The sequence below is a fragment of the Actinoplanes sp. CA-030573 genome (assembly GCF_050951115.1).
In the GTDB taxonomy this organism is placed as follows: Bacteria; Actinomycetota; Actinomycetes; order Mycobacteriales; family Micromonosporaceae; genus Actinoplanes.
In genome coordinates this window covers 5,974,874-5,990,231 of record NZ_CP192038.1, presented here as the reverse complement: position 1 = coordinate 5,990,231, position 15,358 = coordinate 5,974,874, and the positions used below count along the sequence as shown (strand labels likewise).

The 15,358-nt window shown below is 74.2% G+C and carries 12 protein-coding genes; 3 read left to right on the top strand and 9 right to left on the bottom strand.

Features of this window, described 5'->3' with window-relative positions:
• Positions 1-78: 78 nt before the first annotated feature.
• Together ACQP2F_RS27715 and ACQP2F_RS27710 are read right to left on the bottom strand one after the other, a co-directional pair.
• A complete protein-coding gene (locus ACQP2F_RS27715; protein ID WP_433292328.1) occupies positions 79-717 on the bottom strand; it encodes a response regulator in 639 nt (212 codons plus the stop codon).
• Positions 714-1,895, bottom strand: a complete 1,182-nt coding sequence (locus ACQP2F_RS27710; protein WP_433292326.1) for a sensor histidine kinase — start codon at positions 1,893-1,895, stop codon at positions 714-716. The genes ACQP2F_RS27715 and ACQP2F_RS27710 overlap by 4 nt, the downstream gene beginning before the upstream one ends.
• A gap of 155 nt (positions 1,896-2,050) precedes the next feature.
• Between ACQP2F_RS27710 and ACQP2F_RS27705 the strand changes: the two genes are divergently transcribed.
• From ACQP2F_RS27705 to ACQP2F_RS27695, 3 genes are all read left to right on the top strand, one after another.
• Positions 2,051-2,815 carry an ABC transporter ATP-binding protein gene (locus ACQP2F_RS27705; protein ID WP_433292324.1) on the top strand — a complete coding sequence of 255 codons (765 nt, stop codon included), beginning with the start codon at positions 2,051-2,053 and terminating at the stop codon, positions 2,813-2,815.
• Positions 2,812-5,349 carry an ABC transporter permease gene (locus tag ACQP2F_RS27700; RefSeq protein ID WP_433292322.1) on the top strand — a complete coding sequence of 846 codons (2,538 nt, stop codon included), beginning with the start codon at positions 2,812-2,814 and terminating at the stop codon, positions 5,347-5,349. Before ACQP2F_RS27705 ends, ACQP2F_RS27700 begins: the two co-directional genes overlap by 4 nt.
• 67 nt (positions 5,350-5,416) lie before the next feature.
• A complete protein-coding gene (locus tag ACQP2F_RS27695; protein WP_433292320.1) occupies positions 5,417-6,046 on the top strand; it encodes a GNAT family N-acetyltransferase in 630 nt (209 codons plus the stop codon).
• A gap of 22 nt (positions 6,047-6,068) precedes the next feature.
• On the opposite strand, the gene ACQP2F_RS27690 is transcribed toward ACQP2F_RS27695, so the two are convergent.
• From ACQP2F_RS27690 to ACQP2F_RS27660, 7 genes are read right to left on the bottom strand one after another with little or no spacing between them, the layout of a single operon-like run.
• A complete protein-coding gene (locus tag ACQP2F_RS27690; RefSeq protein WP_433292318.1) occupies positions 6,069-8,060 on the bottom strand; it encodes a response regulator in 1,992 nt (663 codons plus the stop codon).
• Positions 8,057-9,127, bottom strand: coding sequence for a chemotaxis-specific protein-glutamate methyltransferase CheB (gene cheB, locus ACQP2F_RS27685; protein WP_433292316.1), 1,071 nt, complete (start codon positions 9,125-9,127; stop codon positions 8,057-8,059). Before cheB ends, ACQP2F_RS27690 begins: the two co-directional genes overlap by 4 nt.
• Positions 9,124-11,379, bottom strand: a complete 2,256-nt coding sequence (locus ACQP2F_RS27680) for a hybrid sensor histidine kinase/response regulator (RefSeq protein WP_433292314.1) — start codon at positions 11,377-11,379, stop codon at positions 9,124-9,126. The genes cheB and ACQP2F_RS27680 overlap by 4 nt, the downstream gene beginning before the upstream one ends.
• Positions 11,379-12,851 (bottom strand): methyl-accepting chemotaxis protein, encoded by a 1,473-nt coding sequence (locus ACQP2F_RS27675; RefSeq protein WP_433292312.1) that lies wholly within the window; start codon positions 12,849-12,851, stop codon positions 11,379-11,381. Before ACQP2F_RS27675 ends, ACQP2F_RS27680 begins: the two co-directional genes overlap by 1 nt.
• On the bottom strand, positions 12,848-13,444 hold the full coding sequence (locus tag ACQP2F_RS27670) for a chemotaxis protein CheW (protein WP_433292310.1): 597 nt from the start codon (positions 13,442-13,444) through the stop codon (positions 12,848-12,850). Before ACQP2F_RS27670 ends, ACQP2F_RS27675 begins: the two co-directional genes overlap by 4 nt.
• Complete coding sequence (locus ACQP2F_RS27665; protein WP_433292308.1) at positions 13,441-14,820, bottom strand: CheR family methyltransferase; 1,380 nt, start codon at positions 14,818-14,820, stop codon at positions 13,441-13,443. The genes ACQP2F_RS27670 and ACQP2F_RS27665 overlap by 4 nt, the downstream gene beginning before the upstream one ends.
• Entirely contained in the window at positions 14,817-15,311 is a 495-nt protein-coding gene (locus ACQP2F_RS27660; RefSeq protein WP_433292306.1) for a chemotaxis protein CheW, read from the bottom strand. Before ACQP2F_RS27660 ends, ACQP2F_RS27665 begins: the two co-directional genes overlap by 4 nt.
• Positions 15,312-15,358 lie beyond the last annotated feature (47 nt).

Below are 15,358 nucleotides of genomic sequence, written 5' to 3'. Positions count from 1 at the left end.
CCGATCTCTCGCATGATCGTGACGATCTGCTATTTCGAGGTGACAATCGGTCATTTCATTTCGTCAATGGCGCGGGGCTCAGCTGACCAGGCGGCGCTCCCACGCCCAGGCCGCGATCTCGACCCGGCCGCGCGCATTCAGCTTCGTCTGCACACTGCCGAGGTGCGTTTTGACCGTGCCGATCGAGATGAACAATTTCTCCGCGATCTCCGCATTCGTCAGCCCCCGCGCCACCAGCTTCACGACGTCGAGCTCTCGCGGCGAGAGGCCACCGTCGTCACTCGCGGGCGCGGGCAACGACAAATGCTCCAGCAGCCGTACGGTGATGGAGGGACTGATCAGCGCATCACCGCTGACCGCCGCCCGGACCGCCTCGACGAGCAGCGCCGGGCCCGAGTCCTTCAGCAGGAATCCGGCCGCGCCGTTGCGCAGCGCCTGATGCACGTACTCGTCGAGGTCGAAGGTCGTCACCACGACCACCTTGACCGGGTCGGCCACCCCCGGCCCGGCCAGCAGCCGCAGCGCCTCGAGCCCGTCCATCTTGGGCATCCGGATGTCGAGCAGCACCACGTCCGGCCGCTCCCGGCGGGCCAGCGCCACCGCCTCGACGCCGTCGGCGGCCTCGCCGACCACCTCCATGTCGGGCTGGGCCCCGATGATCATGCCGAAGCCGGTGCGGACCATGGCCTGGTCGTCCGCGATCAGGACCCGGATCACTGATCCACCTTCCCATTGAGCGGGAACGCGGCGTCGACCACCCAGCCACCCTCGATGCCGGGGCCGGACGTGAGACGGCCGTCGACCGCGCGGACCCGTTCGTTAAGGCCCACGAGACCGTACCCCGACCGGTCGAGCGGCCCCGACGGACGGGCCGAACCGTCGTTCGCCACCCGCACCAGCAGCCACTCCGGGGTGCGCCGGACCCACACGTCCACCGCCCGGGCACCGGTCGCGTGCTGCCGCACGTTGGTGAGCGCCTCCATCACCACCCGGTAGGCCGAGGTCGACACCTCGACCGGCAGCCCGTCGAGCGTGCCGTCCAGGTGCAGCCGCCCGGACGGCCCGCCGGCCGCGGTGAACTGCTCGAGCAGCGGCCCGAGCTCACCGACCCCGGCGACCGGCGCGAGCGGCGCGTCCGGCTTCGACAGCGGGTCGCGCAGCACCCCCACCATCCGGCGCATCGAGGCCATCGTCTCGGCCCCGGCCCGCTCGATCTGGTCGAGGGCCTGCAACGCCCGCTTCGGGTCCTGCTCGGCGATGAACTTGGCGCCCTGGGCCTGGACCACGATGCCGGTCACGTGGTGGGCGATGAAGTCGTGCAGGTCACGCGCGAACTCGGCGCGCTGCTCCGCCCGTACGGCGTCGACCGCCCGCTCCCGGGAGCTCTCCAGGATGCGCAGGTAGATGCCGACGCCGAGGGCCGCCGCGGCGGCCAGGGCCTGGATCAGCCCGAAGATCACGAACTCGGCGCTCTGTCCGCCGCGCAGCGGCAGGAAGCTGACCGCCGCCCCGACGCTGATCACGGCGGCGACCGCCCAGCCCGGGCTGGCCCGCCGGCCGACCACGAACATCACCCCGAGCAGGGCCAGCGACTCGGCCAGCCCCCAGCTGCCCGGGTAGTCCGTCGACGTCGCCGCCGTCACGAGGGTGACCGCCATCGAGGCCAGCGCCAGCCAGACCGCGGACTTGGGCAGCGCGGTCGAGTTCTGCCGGTGCGCGGGCAGCCAGATGGCGGCGGCCGCGACCGCCAGCAGGATCCGGATCAGCGCGAGCAGCTCGTTGGTCGTGCGCAGGAGGCCCTGGGCGGTGTCGAAGAGGCCGAGGACGGCCAGAAGGACCAGCGCGCCGACCTGGGCCAGGCGGAGCAGGATGATCCGGTTCGGGTTGTTCTCCATCGTGCACCCAGCGTAATGGCAGGTCACGACGCCCCCATCGGCCGAAAGACAGATACGGCGGCCGCGGTGATCCCCGCCGGCGACGGATGGTCCCGGACCGCGGTCCACCCCGAGACTTCTCGCCGACAGAGATCGAACGTGCGAGTGGAGTGCTCATGCAGACGCAGTTCCCGGCCGCCACCCAGGACTCGCTGGCCGCCGTGGCCGCGGTCGACCTGGTGAAGGTCTACGGCAGCGGTGACACGGCGGTACGCGCGCTGGACGGGGTGACGGTCGGCTTCACCCGCGCCCAGTTCACCGCGATCATGGGGCCGTCCGGCTCCGGCAAGTCCACGCTCATGCACTGCCTGGCCGGCCTCGACACGGCCACCTCGGGACAGGCGCTGCTGGGCGGCACCGACCTGACCCGCCAGTCCGACAAGGTGCTCACCAAGGTGCGCCGGGAGCGGATCGGCTTCATCTTCCAGTCGTTCAACCTGCTGCCGCAGCTGACCGCCGAGCAGAACATCCTGCTGCCGCTGGAGCTGGCCGGCCGCAAGGTGGACCGGCACCTGTTCGCCCACCTCACCGAGTCGCTCGGCATCGTCGGCCGGCTCAACCACCGGCCCGGCGAGCTCTCCGGCGGCCAGCAGCAGCGAGTCGCCGTCGCCCGGGCGCTGGTGTCCCGGCCCGAGGTCGTCTTCGCCGACGAGCCCACCGGCAACCTGGATTCCCGCTCGGGCGCCGAGGTGCTGTTGTTCCTGCGCAACTCCGTCCGGGAGCTGGGTCAGACGGTGGTCATGGTCACCCACGATCCGGGCGCCGCCGCGTACGCCGACCGGGTCGTGCTCCTCGCCGACGGCAAGGTCGCCGGCGAGATCGAGCACCCGAACTCCGCCTCGGTCGCCGAGGCCCTGCAGTCGCTGGCGGCGCGCCGATGAGCGCCGTCCTGCGCACCCAGCTCCGCGGCGTCGCCCGCCGCCCGGCCCGGCTGCTGCTCACCGGCCTCGCCGTGCTGGTCGTCTCGTTCGTCGTCTACGCCACCGTGCTGGCCCAGCAGATCACCGAGCGCAGCGTGCTCGACGGCCTCAGCGGCACGCCCGCCGCCGTCGACCTGGTGGTCCGCAACGGCACGATGACCACCGACGAGCTCGCCGCCGTCGGGAGGATCCCGGGCGTCGCCGAGACCGCCGGGCGGGCCGAGGCCGGCGGCCAGATCGGCGCTGACTACCTCTCGGTCACCGCCGACTCGTCGACCGGGCCGCTGGCCGTCACCCGCCTGCGGTCCGGCCGGCTGCCGAAGGGCCCGAACGAGATCGTGGTGACCCCGCGGACCGTCGACCGGCTCGGCCTCAAGATCGGCTCGACGGCGAAGGTGGTCCTGCGCTACGACAAGGACGGCAAGCCCGAGGCGCCGACCGCCCTGACGGTGGTCGGCCTGGTCACCGGCCGCGACGACTACGGCTTCCAGGCGTACGCGCCGCAGCCCGCCGTCGCCGCGATGACCGGCGCCAAGGAGCTCAACCAGATCGATCTGCGGCTCGCGCCCGGTGCCGACGCCGACGCCGTCCGGCGCCAGGTGGAGGCCGTCACCGCCGCCGGCGCCGCCAAGGTGAAGGACAGCCAGAAGCCGGAGATCGCGGCCGGCAACGACGTGCGCCACGAGGAGGCGCGTCAGAAGGCCGACGACGTCGACAGCGTCTTCGAGGTGATCGGCCTGTTCGTGGCGATCGCCGTGGTCGCGGCCGGCCTGGTCGCCGCCTCGACCTTCCGGATCGTGTTCGCCCAGCGGATGCGCCAGCTCGCCCTGCTGCGGGCGGTCGGCGCCGGCCGCCGCGGCATCACCTGGTCGCTGGCCGCCGAGGGGGCGCTGACCGGCCTGGTCACCGGCGGCGCCGGCGTGCTGCTCGCGCTCGGCGCGGGCCAGCTCGTCCCGCCCCTGGCCCGCGCGTTCGGCCCGCACATCGCCGGACCCGGCTTCCCGCTGCGGCCCGCGCTGCTGACCGTGGCGCTGGCCGTCTTCCTCACCGTCGTCGCCGTGATCGCGCCGGCCTTCACCGCCGGCAAGGTCTCGCCGCTCGAGGCGCTGCGCGGCGCGGGCGTCACCGGCGGCCGCCGCGACATCGGCAAGCTGCGCGGGGCGACCGGCATCCTGCTGGTGATCGGGGCGGCCCTGCTCGCCGTGTTCGTGATCCGCAACCTGCCCGGACGGGACCCCAAGGACTACCAGCCGTCGACGAACCTGCTCGCGATCGTGGCCTCCGGCGGCCTCGCCTTCCTGGCCCTGATCGCGCTCGGCCCGGCGCTGGTCCGCCCGGTGCTCGCCGTGCTCGGCGCGCCGATCCGGCGGTCCGGCCCGGTCGGCCGGCTCGCGGCCGGTGGCGTCGGCGGGGCGCCCCGGCGGGCGGCCGCGGTCTCGGTGGTGGTCGCGCTCGGCGTCACGCTGATCGCCGGCACCCTGGTCGGCGGCGCGTCGATCCGGATCCTCGCCGAGCGGGAGACGGTCTCGTCGTCGCCCGCCGACTACGAGATGACCACCAACGACGCCCCGATCGGCGCCGCCACCGTGGACCAGCTGCGCCGGCGCTCCGAGCTGAAGAACGTCACCCCGTACCGCCGGCTGCCGGTCAAGGTCTCGTCGACCGTGGGTGAGCTGGACGCGGTCGACCTCGACATCGACGACGTGCCGCGCCTGGGCCGGCTCGACGTCATCGACGGGACGCTCGCGAACCTGAAACCCGGCCAGGTGATCATCTCCGGCTTCACCGCCGACACCACCGGCTGGAAGGTCGGCGACCAGGTCAGCATCAGCCACGACAAGAACGCCGCGAACGTCACCGTGGTGGCCAAGCTGCCGGCCTCGGCCCCGCTCGGCGCGGCCGTGGTGCTCGACCCGGCCGACCTGACCGCGCTCGGCGCGCCGGCCGGCTACAACGGCCTGCTCGCCGACGCGTCGAAGAGCGGGGAGACCGGCCGCGCCGACGGCCGGCGGGTGCTCACCGAGGCGGCCGCCGCCTCCGGGAGCACCTGGGCGGTCGACGTGCTCGCCGACCAGCGGGACGAGATCGACAGCGAGCTGACCGTGCTGCTCGCGATCGCGCTCGGCCTGATCGGGCTGACCGTGATGATCGCGGTGGTCGGCGTCGGCACCACCACAGCGCTGTCGGTGGTGGAGCGGGTGCGCGAGTCCGGGCTGCTGCGCGCGGTCGGCCTCTCGCGGGGTGCGCTGCGCACGATGCTGACGACCGAGTCCGCCCTGTACGGGGTGATCGGCGCCGCGCTCGGGCTGGCGCTCGGCGTCCCGTACGCCTGGCTCGCCGTCAAGGCCCTCGGCGTGAACGCGCCGTTCGCCGTCCCGATCGGGCAGCTCGCCGTGGTCTTCGGAATCCTGGTGGCGCTGACCGCCGCGGCCGGCGTACTGCCCGCCCGCCGGGCCGCCCGGGTCAGCCCGGTGGTCGCGCTCGGCACCGAGTAGAGCCCCGATCGCCGGCCGCCGCCAAGGAAGCCCCCTCGGCGGCCGGCGATCGGCTATACAGCGTTCCATGAACTCGCACTGGCCCCTTTTCGACCTCCGGCTGCGGCACCGGGACCTCCTGCTGCGGCCGGTGCGCGAGGCCGACCTGCCCCACCTCTGCGCGGTGCTGCCGCCGGACGTGGGGCACGACCCGCGCCTGGCCCTCTTTCCGCACCAGAGCCTGCTGGAGAACGAGCGGCGGCTGCTCTGCATGAGCTACTGGAAGTCGCTGGGCACCTGGGACCCGGCGTCCTGGGAGCTGCACCTCGCGGTCGTCCTCGACGACGCGATCGTCGGCGTGCAGACCCTCGAAGGCGACAACTTCCCGGCCCTGCGCACCGTCGACTCGGCGTCCTGGCTGGTCCCGGCGGTGCGCGGCCGGGGCGTCGGCGTGCGGATGCGTACCGCCGCCCTGGGTTTCGCCTTCGGATCGCTCGGCGCGACCGCGGCGATCAGCTCGGCCACCCTCGGCAACCACGCCTCGCTCGGCGTCTCCCGCCGGATCGGATATCTCGACAACGGCCGCAGCCGCATCGTCGACACCGGCGGCGACGTCGCCGAGCTGCAGCATCTGCGGCTCACCGCGGACCGCTGGCCGGGCGCCGAGGTGACGGTGGAGGGCTTCGACGCCTGCCGGCCGTGGTTCGGGCTGGCCTAGAGGCGGCCTCGTGTCCCCTCGGCTAGCCGTTACGGCGGGCCTGGCCGCGACGTTCCGCCGCCGGCCCCGGCGGGCCCGGTGGCAGGGTGAACCAGAAGGTGGCGCCGCTGCCGTCCTCGCCCTCGGCCCAGATCTCGCCGCCGTGCCGCTCGACCGCCCGCTGCACGGTGGTCAGGCCGATGCCGTGCCCGGGGAACTCGTCGGCCTTGTGCAGGCGGGCGAACGGCCGGAACAGCTCGCCCGCCTTGCCGGCCGGGAAGCCGGCGCCGTTGTCGCGCACGAAGAACCGGTCGCCGGCGCGGCCGATCTCGATCACCGGCCGCTCGACCTTGCCGGTGAACTTGACCGCGTTGTTGATCAGGTTCTCGAGGATGACCCGGACCAGACCCTCGTCCGCGTGGGCGGTCATGCTCCCGTGCACCCGGAACTCGACCTCGCGGTCCGGGTAGCGAGCCTCGACGTCGCTCACCACCGACCACGCCGTCGCGGTCAGGTCGAACTCGGACCGGCGCAGGTCGCCCCGGCTGGCCCGGGCCAGGATCAGCAGCGACTCCACGAGGTCGGCCATCCGCAGGGCCGCCGCCTGGATGCGGCCCAGCCGGCGGCGTGCCTCCTCGCTGAGCGGGTCGTCCTCGTCGTCGAGCATGTGCTCGGCGAAGCTGCTGATCACCTGCAGCGGCCCGCGCAGGTCGTGCGAGACCGAGCCGGAGAACGCCTCCAGCTCCCGGTTGCGCCACTCCAGCTCCTCGACCAGCGCCGCCCGGGTCTCGGCCAGCTGGCGGGCGGCGCGCTCCTCGGCCGCGTCCAGCTCCCGGCGCATCAGCTCCTCGCGGATGCGGCGGCTCTCGTCGTGCGACTGCTTGCGCCGGATCTGGGTACGGACGTGAGCCCGCAACGCCTCGGCGCCCGCACCCGCGCGCACGTAGTCGTCCGCGCCCGCGGCCAGGCAGGCCAGCATGTCGTCGTCGTTCTCGCCGGTCATCACCACCGGCGTCTCGCCGATCACCGGCACCTCCTTGATCCGGCGGCAGGCGTCGCGCCCGGCGTCGCCGGCGAGGCCGAGCCCGAGCACGATGCAGTCGACGGGCTGGGCCGCCAGCAGCTCGAGCGCGTCGCCGGTCACCGCGACCGGCACCACGTCGTAGCCGTCGTCGCGCAGCGCGTCGGCCAGGTCGGCCAGCCGGTCGCGGTCGGGGGTCAGCGCGAGCACCTTGCTCGGCCCGTGCAGGCTGCCGGTGACCTCGATCGGCAGCTGCTCGGCGCTCTGCCGCAGCACCGCGTTGAGCTTGGCCGGCACGATCGCCAGGTTCTGCTGCTTGCGGACGAACGCGTCGGCGCCGGCGTCGAGCATCTGCAGCTCGGTGGCGTAGTCCTCGGCCGCGGTCATCAGGATGCAGGGGATGTCGCGCAGGGCCGGGTCGAGGCGCACCCGGCGGATCACGGTGGCGCCGTCGATGCCGGGCATCACGCCGTCCACGATGATCGCCTGGGGGCGGCGGTCGGCCGCCGTGCGCAGCCCCTCCTCGCCCGAGGGCGCGGTCAGCACCCGGTAGCCCTCGTGTTCCAGCAGCTCGCGCAGCTGCTCCCGGAACGTCATGCTGTCGTCGATCACCAGGACCAGGGTGCGGTCGCCGCCCGCGGCCGGGCCGTCGCCGAGCAGCTGCCGGACCCGGGCCACCACGTACCCGGCGTCGTACGGCTTGCCCACGTACTCGTCGGCGCCGATGCGCAGCCCGGCCAGCCGGTCGGCGACCTCGTCCTCGCTGGACAGCAGCACGGTGGCGACGCCCTCCCGGCCCGGCGTGCGGCGCAGCTCGGTGAGCAGCTCCAGCCCGTCCGCGTCGGGCAGCATCACGTCCAGCACGGCGGCGTCGAAGCTCGCGCCCGCGAACGCCTCCCGCGCCTCGTCGCCGGTCGCGCAGAGCAGCGTGACGAAGCCGTCCGCGCTGAACGCGTCGTGCAGGTCCATCCGCACGGTCAGGCTGTCGTCGACGATCAGCACCCGGTGGTTCATCGGCGGCTCCCGGCCGGGTGCAGCTCGGCCAGGCGGGCCGCGATCCGGGCCGGCGGCAGCACGTACGCGGCCGCGCCGAGCAGCGCCGCCTCCCGGGGCATGCCGTAGACCACGCAGCTCGCCTCGTCCTGCGCGAACGTGACGCCGCCGTGGGTGCGCATCTTGAGCAGCCCGTCGGCGCCGTCCCGGCCCATCCCGGTGAGCAGGCAGCCGGCCGCGAACGCGCCGAGCTCGGTCGCCACCGACTCGAACAGGACGTCCACCGACGGCCGGCAGGAGTAGCGCGGCGGCTCGTCGGAGAGCCGCAGCACCCCGTCGCGCACGAGCAAGTGCCGGTCGGGCGGCGCGAGCACCACCCGGCCGGCGAGAGCCTCGACCGGGGTCCAGTCGCGGGCGTAGGAGATGTCGCGGCCGGTCTGCCCGGCCAGCCAGTCCGAGAACGCCTCGGCGAACGGCTCGCTGGCCGCGATGTGCTGCACGCACAGCACCGGCGGGCGGAACCCGGCGGGCAGCGAGCACAGCAGATCGGTCAGCGCCCGCGGACCGCCGGTCGAGGCGCCGACCGCCACCAGCCGCAGCGTGCCGGCGGTGGGCAGGGGAGCGGCCGGCGCCGGAGGCGGCGGCGCCATCCCGGCCGGGCGGCGGCGGTCGAGCCGGGCCCGCGGGTGGGTGATCACCCGGATGCGGGAGACCAGGCGTACGGCCGAGCGCAGCCGCCGCCCCCAGTCCGCGTCGGAGTCGTCGCCGCGCGGCTTCTCCAGCACGTCGACCGCGCCCGCGGCGAGCGCGTTGTAGGTGCTGAACAGCTCCTGCCGGTCGGCCGAGGAGACCACCAGGATCGGGGTCGGATGCTCGGCCATGATGTGCTCGGTGGCGACCAGGCCGCTCATCGTCGGCAGCATCATGTCCATGGTCACGACGTCGGGCCGCAGCCGCCCGACCATCTCGACGGCCTGGCCCCCGTCGGTCGCCTCGCCGACCACGTGCAGCTCCGGGTCGGCGGCCAGCGACTCCCGAAGGTGGCCGCGCATCGTCGCGGAGTCCTCGACCAGCAGCACGCGAATCATCGGACGATCAGCCTCCGGATGTGCGCGAGCAGCTCCTCCTGGTTGAACTCGCCCTTGACCACGTAGGCGGCGGCCCCGGCCTCCTCGCCGCGGCGGCGGTCCTCGGCCGACGACCGGGAGCTGACCAGGATGGCCGGGATCGACGCCAGCGCCGGCTCGGCCCGGGTGGCGGCCACGAACTCGAAGCCGTTCATGCCGGGCATGTCGATGTCGGTGAGGAACAGCCCGTACTCGCGGGCGGCCGCCTTCTCCAGCCCCTCCTCGGCCGAGGCGGCCAGGTCGACGTCGTAGCCGGCCGACTCGAGGATGCTGCGCTCCAGCATCCGGGTGGTGAGCGAGTCGTCGACGACCAGGATCGGCCGGCGCGGCGCGGCCGGCCCGGGCGGCGCGGCCACCCCCACCGGGTCGCGGCCGGCGGCGGCGACCAGACCGTGCGCGTCCAGCACCAGGCGCGGGTTGCCGTCGAGGTCGATCGCGACGCCGCCGATCACGGCGGCGGCCGGGGCGAGGTCGGGCAGCGGGCGGGCGACCAGCGTGGCGGTGCCGGCCAGGCGGTCCACGCCGACGGCGACCGTGCCCCCGTCGGCGTTGACCACCACGGCGACCCGGGCGGTCGGGTTGCCGGCGGCCGCCTGGAGGGTCCGCGCCAGCGGCAGGAACGGCACGACCTGGCCCTCGTGGGCGAGGCGCCCGCTGGCCAGCGCCGCGGCGGCGTCCTCGCCGGGCAGCCGCACGCAGCGCCGGACGGCGTCCATCGGCATCGTCACCACGGTGTCGCCGGCCTCGACGATCAGCCCGTTCATGCTGAGCAGGGTCAGCGGAAGGATCAGCTCCACGGTCGCGCCCCGGCCCGGCCGGTTGCGGATCAGCACCTCGCCGCCGTTGCTGACGGCGACGTCGCGGGCCACGTCCATGCCGATGCCCCGGCCGGCGACCTCGGTGACCGCGCCCGAGGTGCTGATCCCGCCGTGCAGCACCAGCCGCAGCAATTCGTCCGGGTCGGGCTCGTGGCCGGGCGTGAGCAGCCCGCGCGCCTCGGCCACCCGGCGCAGCGCCGTCAGGTCGAAGCCGCGGCCGTCGTCCGTACAGCGGAAATGGGCGAACCGGCCGCGCCGCTCGACATCGACGGTGACCGTTCCCTCGGCCGGCTTGCCGGCCGCCTCGCGCGCGGCGGCCGGCTCGATGCCGTGCACCACCGCGTTGCGCACCACGTGCAGCAGCGCCCCGTTGGCCGCGTTGAGCCGGCCCGGTCCCATCCGCACGTCGGCGCCCCGGGAGACGAACCGGACCCGCTTCTCCTCGGCCACCGCGGCGTCGTGCACGGCTCGGTGCAGGCCGGTGAAGATCGTGCCGGCCGGCACCAGACGCAGGCTCTCGGCCCGGCCGCGCACCTCGTCCATCTCCCGTTCGACCTGGTCGACGGCGTCCACGAGGCGGCGGCCGAGCGCGCCGAGCTCGGCCGCCAGGCGCTGCACGGTGGCCCGGGTGTCGGCCGGCCGCTGCTGGGTGGTGCGCAACCGGTCGGCGAGCAGCTCGGCGCCGCGCTGGATCTGGCCGAGCGTGCGGCCGCCCTCGCGCAGCGGGGCGATCCGGGCGTTGGCCTCGCCGATCGCGTCGAGCAGCTCGTCCAGGTCGGCCGTCGGCGCGCGCGGCGGGGGCTCCGCGGCCGGCTCCTCGTCCTCCGCGTCGGGGTTCTCCGCGGCCGGTGGCTCGTGCGCCGACGCCGGCGTCCCGCTTGCCGATGTCCCGCCGGCCGGCGGTCCCGCCGGCCCCGGTGGTCCCGCGGGTCCCGCCGGTCCCGCCGGCCCGGCCGGTCCGGCCGGGCCGGCCTGTCCCGCGGGTCCTGCTCGTCCGGCCGGGCCGGCCTGTCCCGCGGGTCCTGCTCGTCCGGCCGGGCCGGCCTGCCCGGCCGGTCCGGCCGGTCCGGTTCTCGCCGGGTTCTCCAACACCTCGACGAATCCGGCTATCTCGTCGTTGAGGCGCAGCAGCTCCCGCATCTCCCCGGCCGCGATCGGCCCCGGCCCGCCGCGGTGCGGAACCAGCACCTCCTCGAACTCGTGCGCGCGGTCGGCGATCTGGGTCTGCTTCACCACCCGGGCCGCGCCCTTGAGCGTGTGCGCGAAGCGCAGCAGCCGCGCCACCAGTTCCGGACCCGGCTGCTGGTCCAGATCGAGAACGGCCGCACTGATCTGGTCGACCAGCTCGCGCGCCTCGATCCGGAAGTAGCGCAGCGGGTCCCGGCCCTCGCTCATCAATGCTTCCCGGTTCCCACCAGGTCGAGCAGGTCGCCGGAGAGTGTGCTCAGGTGCGCGGCCGTCTGCTTGGTCTGCACCGCGCTGGCCTCGGTCTCGCGGCTGGCCCGGGCCGTGTCCGAGGCGGCCGAGTTGACCTGCTCCACGGCCGTGGTCTGCTGCTTGGTCGACAGCTCGATCTCCCGGGTGGCGTCGCTGGTGGTGGCCACGAGCTGGGCGATGCGGCGGAACGAGCTGGTGGCGTCGTCGAACTGCCGGGATCCGGCGTCCACCGCCTTGGCCCCGATCTCGGTGGCCATCACGGTCGTGTTCACCGCGCCGCGTACGTCCTCGATGAGCGCCCGGATCTCCTTGGCCGAGCCCGCCGTCCGGTCGGCCAGCTTCCGGATCTCCTCGGCCACCACCGCGAACCGCCGGCCCCATTCACCGGCGCCGCTCGCCTCGATGGTCGCGTTGATCGCCAGGATGTTCGTCTGCTCGGCGAGCTCCGACACCAGGTCGACGACCACGCCGATCTGCTGCGACTTCTCGCCGAGCGCAAGCATGTGCTGCACGATCTGGTCGACCTGGGTGCGGATCGCGGCGATCGAGGCCCGGGTCTGGTCGATCGTCGCGTCGCCGGTGCGGGCCGCGTCGGCCGTGTCCTCGGCGATCTTCGAGACCCGCTGGGCGCTGTCCGCGATCTGCCGCGAGGTGATCAGCAGCTCGCTGATCGTCGTGGTGATCTCGTTCATCGCGCTGGCCTGGTCCCGCCCGCCCGACGCCTGCTGGGCCGCGGCCGCCTCCAGCTGCGCCGACGAGCTCTGGATGTGCCCGACCGCGGCGCCCACCTCGCGGCGCAGGTCGCGGCTGAGCCGCCAGGCCACCGCCGCGGCGCCGAGGATCAACAGGGTCCCGATCCCGATGATGAAGATGATCGCGACGGTCACCCGGGTCGAGGACAGCTTGCGCGTTTTGTCGACGTGCTTGTTGACCTGGGTGACCAGGGCGTTGATCGAGCCGAGCAACGCCAGCCGGGTCGGCTTCACCCGGGAGGTGTCGAGCTGCGCGACGCTGACCAGAGTGTCGATCTTCTGGCGCTGGGCGATCAGATCGTCCAGTGCGGCCGAGTTGGCGGTCTCGTTCTGCGCCACCGTGTCGAGCAGCTTCAGCGAGGCGGGGTCGTCGCTGAGTGCCGCCCGGAGCCGGGCCAGCCGGTCGAGGAACTCGGCGCGGTCGGCGTTGGTGGCGTTCAGCCATTCCGCGTCCTTCGTCAGCATGTACGCGCGGTAGTCGCCGATCCGCCGTTCCATGGTCTTGCTGAGCTGCTCGGCGCCGACCAGCGCCTCGGACGCCGACTTGATCACGGCGTCCTTCGAGGTCAGCACGTAGCGCAGCGCGATCACCGAGGTCGCGGTCATGAGCAGGGTGAGCAGCAGGGTCAGTCCGAACCCGGCCGCCAGCTTGAAGCCGAACGTCCGTCCCGCCATCATCGTGCCGCCTCCTCGTCTCCTTGGGCGTGTCCGGCCATGGCGTGCACGGCCGCGCGGGCCGCGGGCACGTCGATGATGGGCCGGTTGAGGCCGTCGAGCTCGACCATGCCGCGCAGGATGTCCCGCCGGCTCGCCGCCGCGTCGTCGGCCACGATCACCCCGGCCGCGACCCGTACGTGCCCGTCCAGCTCGTGGAACGCGAGTCCGAGCGGTGGCGACCCGATGGCCAGCACGAGCCATCGGGGCCGGTCGGCGACCGGGTGGCCGAGCAGGGCGGCGAGGTCGTAGACCGGGACCACGGTCCCGGCGAACCCGGCCAGGCCGAGCAGGGCGGGCAGCGGTCCGGGCAGGGGGGTGACCGGGCGGTCGGGGTGCAGGCCGGAGGTCTGGGCGAGCCGGATCGCGTACGGGCGCCCGCCGGCCCGGATCGACAGCAGCTCGGCGTGCGCCTCGTCGTGGTCGCGGACCGGTTCGGTGAACGACCGGTCGAACTCCGACCGCAGCTCGTCGATCCGCGCCTCCACGCCGCGGCCGGAGGCGTGCCAGAGCTCGATCCGCGGCAGCCGCGACAGCTCGTCGATCGGCGTGGTCACGGCCGCACCCCGCAGGCGTCGAGCTCGGCCCGGCAGAGCACGGTCAGCGCGATCCGCCCGAACCCGCCACCGAACAGCAGGATCCGGGTGTCGTCCTCGCCGGCCAGCAGCCGCAGGGCCTGGTCGAGCTCGCCGGCCGCGGCCCGCCCGTCGCCCCGCCGCCGGGCCAGCTGACCCAGCCGCAGCCGGGGCTGCGCGAACCCGTGGTCGAGGAAGGCGGCCAGCCGGTACTGGGTGATCGCCTCCTCGGTCGCCGAGACGCCCTCGAGGCAGAGCCCGAGCAGCTGGTGCGCGTCGGCGTTGAGCCCGTCGTCGTCGATCAGCCGGCGGGCCGCGTCGGTGGCCTCCTCGAGGCGCCCGGCCTGGGCCAGCAGCACGCCGTGCAGCAGCCGGTCGCGGCCGGTCCGGGGCCCGGGCACGCGGGTCACCAGGTCGAGCGCGTCGGCGAAGCGCTCCTCGCCGAGCAGCACCAGGGCCCGGTGGTAGAGGTCGTCCCGGGTCTCGCGGACGGCCGGTGCGGGCTCGGGGCGGGGAGCGGGCCGCTGGGCCGGGGGACACCCGGCCGGTGGGCGGCGGTAGTAGAACGCGTGGTGGCTCTGCCGCAGCTCGAGCCCGGGCGGGGTGGTGCCGAGCGAGTCGGTGTGGCCGAGGAACAGGTAGCCGCCGGGAACCAGCGCCTCGGTCATCCGGGACACCAGCGACGACGCGAGCGCCGGGGTCAGGTACATCAGCAGGTTGCGGCAGAAGATCACGTCGTACTGGTCGGGGCGCCACAGCTCGGGGTCGGGCTCGGCGACGTTGCTCCGGCGGAACCGGGTCAGGCGTACGACGTCCTCGGCGATCCGGTAGCCGCCGCTCTCCTGGTGGAACCACCGTCGGCGTACGGCGTCCGAGGTCTCGCGCAGCGACCACGCGGAATAGCGACCCGCGGTCGCCTGCGCGAGCACCGCCGGGTTGGCGTCCACCCCGACCACCCGGACCAGCCAGTCGGGTCCCACCGCCTCGCGCGCCGTGATCGCCAGGCTGTACGCCTCCTCGCCCGACGAGCACGCCACCGACAGCATCTTGAGCACGCGCTGCCCCGACCGGGCCGCGATCCGCTCCGGCAGCGCCTCCTCGCGCAGGGCCCGGAACTGCTCGCCGTGCCGGAAGAAGTACGTCTCGGTGATGCTCAGCCGCTCGATCAGCGCGGTCAGCTCGTCCGGCCACGGGCGCGCGGCCAGCCGGTGCAGGTAGTCGTCACGGCTCAGCCGGTGCGCCCGCGCCCGCTCGTCCAGCAGCGGGCCGAGCTGTTCCGCGTCCCGATCGCTGAACGCCCAGCCCAGCTGCCCGGCAAGCTGCTCGCGGAACCGGCCGAGCTCCTCGCCGGGGGTCACGGGGCGCCCACCCCGGCGGCGGCTTCCCAGACCTCGTCGGGCACCGCGCGCATGCTCTGCAACAGCAGCAACGGCTCCGAGCCGACGGTGCCCACGCCCGCGACGAGCCGGCTCGACCGGGTGCCGAGCAGGGCCGGGTGGCCGCCGGTCGCGCTCGCGTCGACGTTGCGGATGCCGATCACCGGCCCGACGGCCAGGGCCACCGCGCCGCGCTCGGTCCGTACGGCGATGTAGCGCCGCGGCTTGGCGCCGTTTCCGCCGCTTGCGCCGTTCCCGCTGCTTGGGCCGTTTCCGCCGCTTGGGCCGCTTCCGCCGAGCAGGCGGGCGACGTCGATGACCGGCGTCGGCACGCCACGCAGCACGCTGATGCCGAGAACGAAGGCCGGCGTCCCGGCCAGCGGCTGGATCTCGAGCGGCCGCATCGTCTCGATCACCTCGTCCAGCCGCAGCGCGCACAGCAGCGGTCCGGCACGGAAAACGAGCGCCGCCATGGCAGCGTCGATCTCCGGTGCCAGTCCGTATTGCCGCACAAGCACAC